The 4,773-nt window shown below is 31.4% G+C and carries 6 protein-coding genes and 1 pseudogene; all 7 read right to left on the reverse strand.

Annotated features, from left to right (window positions below; all coding sequences use genetic code 11):
* Positions 1 to 269 (reverse strand): annotated as a pseudogene (locus tag PHI38_RS07350) (helicase); the annotation flags it as partial.
* A 9-nt stretch (positions 270 to 278) separates the two neighbouring features.
* Positions 279 to 584, reverse strand: coding sequence for a hypothetical protein (locus PHI38_RS07355; protein WP_299854493.1), 306 nt, complete (start codon positions 582 to 584; stop codon positions 279 to 281).
* 7 nt (positions 585 to 591) lie between these two features.
* Positions 592 to 1,479 (reverse strand): nucleotidyl transferase AbiEii/AbiGii toxin family protein, encoded by an 888-nt coding sequence (locus PHI38_RS07360; protein ID WP_299854495.1) that lies wholly within the window; start codon positions 1,477 to 1,479, stop codon positions 592 to 594.
* Positions 1,476 to 2,114 (reverse strand): hypothetical protein, encoded by a 639-nt coding sequence (locus PHI38_RS07365; protein WP_299854497.1) that lies wholly within the window; start codon positions 2,112 to 2,114, stop codon positions 1,476 to 1,478. Before PHI38_RS07365 ends, PHI38_RS07360 begins: the two co-directional genes overlap by 4 nt.
* 287 nt (positions 2,115 to 2,401) lie before the next feature.
* On the reverse strand, positions 2,402 to 3,589 hold the full coding sequence (locus PHI38_RS07370) for a site-specific integrase (protein ID WP_299854500.1): 1,188 nt from the start codon (positions 3,587 to 3,589) through the stop codon (positions 2,402 to 2,404).
* 11 nt (positions 3,590 to 3,600) lie between these two features.
* Complete coding sequence (locus PHI38_RS07375; protein ID WP_299854503.1) at positions 3,601 to 3,939, reverse strand: hypothetical protein; 339 nt, start codon at positions 3,937 to 3,939, stop codon at positions 3,601 to 3,603.
* On the reverse strand, positions 3,939 to 4,773 hold an 835-nt coding region (locus PHI38_RS07380; protein ID WP_299854506.1), incomplete at its 5' end, for an AAA family ATPase. The genes PHI38_RS07380 and PHI38_RS07375, both read right to left, overlap by 1 nt.

Genomic DNA, 4,773 nt, shown 5'->3' on the forward strand with positions numbered 1-4,773 from the left:
ATCTCATTTGATACAGGGATATAATCACTCCCTTTAAAAGTGTAAGTTGCTGGAGAGTATCCTTTTTTTAGTCCATCACGGCTAACCCAATATTTTGCAAATACATCACTTCTACCTATAAAAAGTAATTTAAAAAGTTCAATTTTCTGCTCTTTTGTAAAAGGTGAAAGTTGTTCTATTTGTTGTTTAGTTTCTAGAATCTCATTTTCAAGTTGTACTTTTTGAGACTCTAAATATTGTAGTTTGTGATGAAGTTGTTGAAGTGTCACTTTTTAACCTTAATCACCTAAATCATTTTTTGGATTTTCTAATGATTGTTTCATTTGTTGTTTAAATTCCCATCTCATATGTTCTGAACAAATATCATTGATATATCCAATAGTGTTATGTTTAGAATTACTAACACCAAAAATCTCTTGCAAATTTGATACTAAATCACGAAAACATTCAAACTCTTCTCTCTTAGTGTCATTATGACTATACTCTGGTTCTTGAATTACAATTTTCTTTTCAATACTATCTTCATATTCTGGTGGAATTGTAATAATATAACCATTTGTTGCCGTTTCAATTTCTATTTTCATAACCTGTTTACCTTACTTTCATATTTTCTATCACTGCTACAAAAAACTCTTTAGACCAAAGTTCAATCTCTCTTATATCTTTTATAAAAGGTTGTACATCATTTTTTGCTTTTTCTACATCAAGACTTTCTATTCTTTGTAAAAGAAGATCTTTTATAGTTTGTTTTGTAAGTTTGGTTGGAATTTGTATATTATTCTCTTCCAAATACTTGCAACTTTGAGAGAGCCTTGCTTTTAGATGAAGAGAGTCAAGTTCAACATCATTGGCTATATACCAAACCAAATCATACCAATCTCTCCCCTTTGGTCTTGTACTCCATGCACGGCATAGTATGGCGTGCATTTTACCTGCATAGAGTGACGGTAAAGTGAAAGCATTTATTGAAAATGGTCTTGGTGTTAATCGTATGATATTTGCTGTCTCAAACTCTAGTGGTGGATTTGTATCAACTTCAAGTTTTATTTTTATCGCTTGATCTCTATGAATCTTATTTGTTATATCTTTTGGAGCATTTATGTTTATTAAGTGCTCAATCGTGTTGCCTTTTACAAACGCTGATGCTATGGCACTACTACTGTTTTTCTCTTTTATCTCTATTGTTACATCAAATCCAAAAGATTTTAAAGTAGAAACAATCGCTTCTTCATAAGGTACAAGATTAAATTCTGGATTACTTTTTAGAAGTGAAAAATCCAAATCTTCTGAAAACCTTGGAAGATTGTGAAGTATTCGCAGAGCCGTTCCACCATAAAAAGCAGCATGTTTAAAAAATCCTGCATCATAAAGTCCTAGCAACACTATCTCTTGCAAAATTTCTCTGAGTGCATCATAGCTACTATTTGAATTTGACAAATCATATTTTTCTAACATTTTTATAAGTGCTGGATGTGTCATAATTTACCTTTTTCGATTACTTGTGAGAGAGTTTTTAAATTTTTAGATCTATAAGCAGTTGCAATTTCTTCTATAAGACGGCTATCCAATGGCTTTATAATTTCAACTCTTAAATCATACTTTAGGTACTCCGTCATTGCACCTTGTGTAAGTGTGCCGATACCTCTGTCGTATCGTATCTTGTCACACAAAGCTTTTTCAGGTGTTGCTATAAATTTTCCACCCTCAACATTATCATAAATCCAATCAACACCTATAGAATAAGCTTGAAGCAGTACTTTTTTATAGCTAAATCTTCCAATAGGTGTTTCAAAAAGTTTTTCATTTTTACTAGTAGCTGATGTTATTTCACTTACTCTCTCAGGTATCATCCCATAGTAACTCAAAGCATAATCAAAAGATACATACGATGGTGTATAAAGTGTATTTGCAATACTGATTAAATCAATTGGTCTTGTAAGATAAGCTTTTGAAAAAGTGTAAAAACCTTTTTTAAGTCTTACGAGTTCACCACTTTTTACAAGATTTGAGATTTTATCATTGACATTACTAACTGATTTTTCAAGTAATGAGTAAAGCATTTCATGGGAAAATATGGACAACGGTAAGGCATTTCTTAATTCAATTGTTTTCATGAGAAATATTATACTATAAAATCAATAATATTATATAGATAATCCAATTAATTTGGATTTATTAACAAAAATAATCATATTTTATCCTAAGATAAAATTTTATTATGTAATAAAATTAGAAAATAGAAAAAATGAAAATTTTTCATCAAAAATGGAGTCTAAAATCGTGCCTATTTTTATAAAAAGATTTTGATTTTAAAAAATAAGAGTTTGTACCAGAACCCTTTATTTAAGGGTTTTTAGAGATTATGGCTTTAAAGGATTATTTTCGTAATAAACTCTAATTTTCAACTTTCAACCCCTATTTCAAATGGTTTCTCGTACATCAAGTTATTAACGGTGCCAGATTTGTGCCAGTTCTCCAAAAAATCTGCTCTCTGTTTTCGTAACTTTTTGTCTTTATCAATCTTATATGCTTTGGCATACACTCTCAAAGTAATATCCGAGCTTTTATGTCCCATCATTTGCGACACCCAAGTTATATCCTCGCCATTGCTTATCATTAAGGATGCAAAAGTATGCCTTAATTGATAAAGATATCTACCGTCATTATCGTCCAATAATGCCTTAAATTGCAAAGCAATAGTATCATGACTATAAAACGGCTTGTAAAAATTACTCAAAAACACCATATCAAATATATTACCTTTTGTAAGTTCATACTGTTTTAAAAAATATGCTTTTACATTTGGCATCATTTCAACAATTCTTTTGGATGATTTTGTCTTGGTTGGACCAAATAAACCACGAATTCGTGTTCGTACAATCTTAAAGGTTTCACTTTCCCAATCAACATCACTCCATTTTAGTGCAACTAGTTCACCTGGTCTTACTCCACTAAAAGCCATAATAGCAAAAAAGTTTTGTTTATAACCATCTACCCTAGAAAGTATATCTTTAAGTTCATTCAAAGAAAATGGATTCACATTGCTATCCTCTTCTTCCAAGTCATATTCTTTATCATACTTTTCAACAACCACAGGTCTAGGTACTCTTTCAAATGGATTTGAGTCTATCAATCCCTCTACAACAGCATCATCTAAAATTGTATAAAAAACAGATCTATACTTTCGCACAGTGGACGCTGCATATTTGTCCAGTTTTTCATTCTGCCAATCTCGCAATTGCATAGGTGTAATTGTCGAGATTAATTTTTTACCAAATTTTGGAACAATATGATTTTCAAAATGATTTCTATAGCTTAATTGAACATGTTTTCTTCTGTTATTAGCATGTCTCTTGAAGCTCAGTTCTCCATAATCTTTAACAGTCTGAACAACAACAGCTCTCTCAGCTTTTGGAACATAAACTCCTTGAACTATCTCTCTTTCTATACTTGGAATAACATTTTTTTCTAACAATTCCCTATTTTTAACTGTATCTTTCAATCCAGTTGCTGGTCGAGTTCTTTTTCCATTACCATAGTGTATATCAAGCACCAATCTACCGTTTTTCGTTCTAATTTTTACACTCATTTGCACGCCTTTCAGCGGGCACTTTTACACCTTGGAATTATACCAAGTTGTAAATTTATTGCTTCAATTTGCTGCTGTTTTGTAGATGATTTTCTCTTGCCTTTGATGCCACTTTGCTTCAATTTGATAATTTCTTCAGGGATAAAAACACGATTTTTACCATTTTTTATGTAATGTATTCCCTGCACAAAAACACCATTTTCTAAATATGTATTAAATGTATTTTTTGTAATTTCTAAAAAATGCATTACTCCTTTTTCTTCCTCAAGATTTGGCAAAAACAGGTTAACTTTTTCAGCTAAATTTTTTTGATTCGAAAGTATCAAATCTAATTTCTCTTCTAAAAACATCATGAGTCCTTTATGATAGATTTTGAGCTATCCAACTTATCCGACCTATCCAATAAAATATATACATCACGATTATGGTTTTCTTTTTCTTTAATCGCTTTCCAATAATGCTGTCTTGCTGCCTGAATAACAGCATTTACCTTGTTTTTCGAGTAGCCATTATTTTGAGTGCAGTGCTTTAGTATTTCTGAATATGTTGGCTTAGATGCATGATTTTTAATAAACTCATATATACAATTTCGAATTTCTTCGTCTTCTTGGGTCTCTTTTGCATAGAAAAGTTCGCACTCTGTTATCTCATTTTTCGATTTCTCAAAAATATAAGCTACCTCACAGAGAGCACCTACTCTTTCTTTGTGTGGTGTTAGTATAAAACAATTTTTATATCGATTTTGTTTAAGCATAAACAGACTTGAAACATCCTCCATCCATGCAGCAGCTCCTGCAAAAATAGTCTCCACGTCTTTTTGCGGTTTATTAACATGATGTAGCATGATAACTGTAGCGCCAGAGTCTCTAATGTCCTTAACAATTTGCATAAAATCAGTAACATCTTTATTACTATCTCTATCCTTGCCATCGCTCATAAAATTTTTAGCACTGTCAAAAATAATCATTACATGATCTAAAACTGAGTGGGACATCATCATCAACAAATGTTGCATATCATATTTAGTTGCGGTTGTACTGTGGATGTAGTTCAATTTGTCTTTATAAAGCTCTTTTAATTTATCTACATCCCTATCAGCTAGCGTCACTAGCGAATTATCTAAGTCGAGATAGATGACATTTGTAATCACATTCAGAGATAGGCAATAGCTTGCTACAGACAAG

Source organism: Sulfurimonas sp. (genome assembly GCF_028694895.1).
In the GTDB taxonomy this organism is placed as follows: domain Bacteria; phylum Campylobacterota; class Campylobacteria; order Campylobacterales; family Sulfurimonadaceae; genus Sulfurimonas.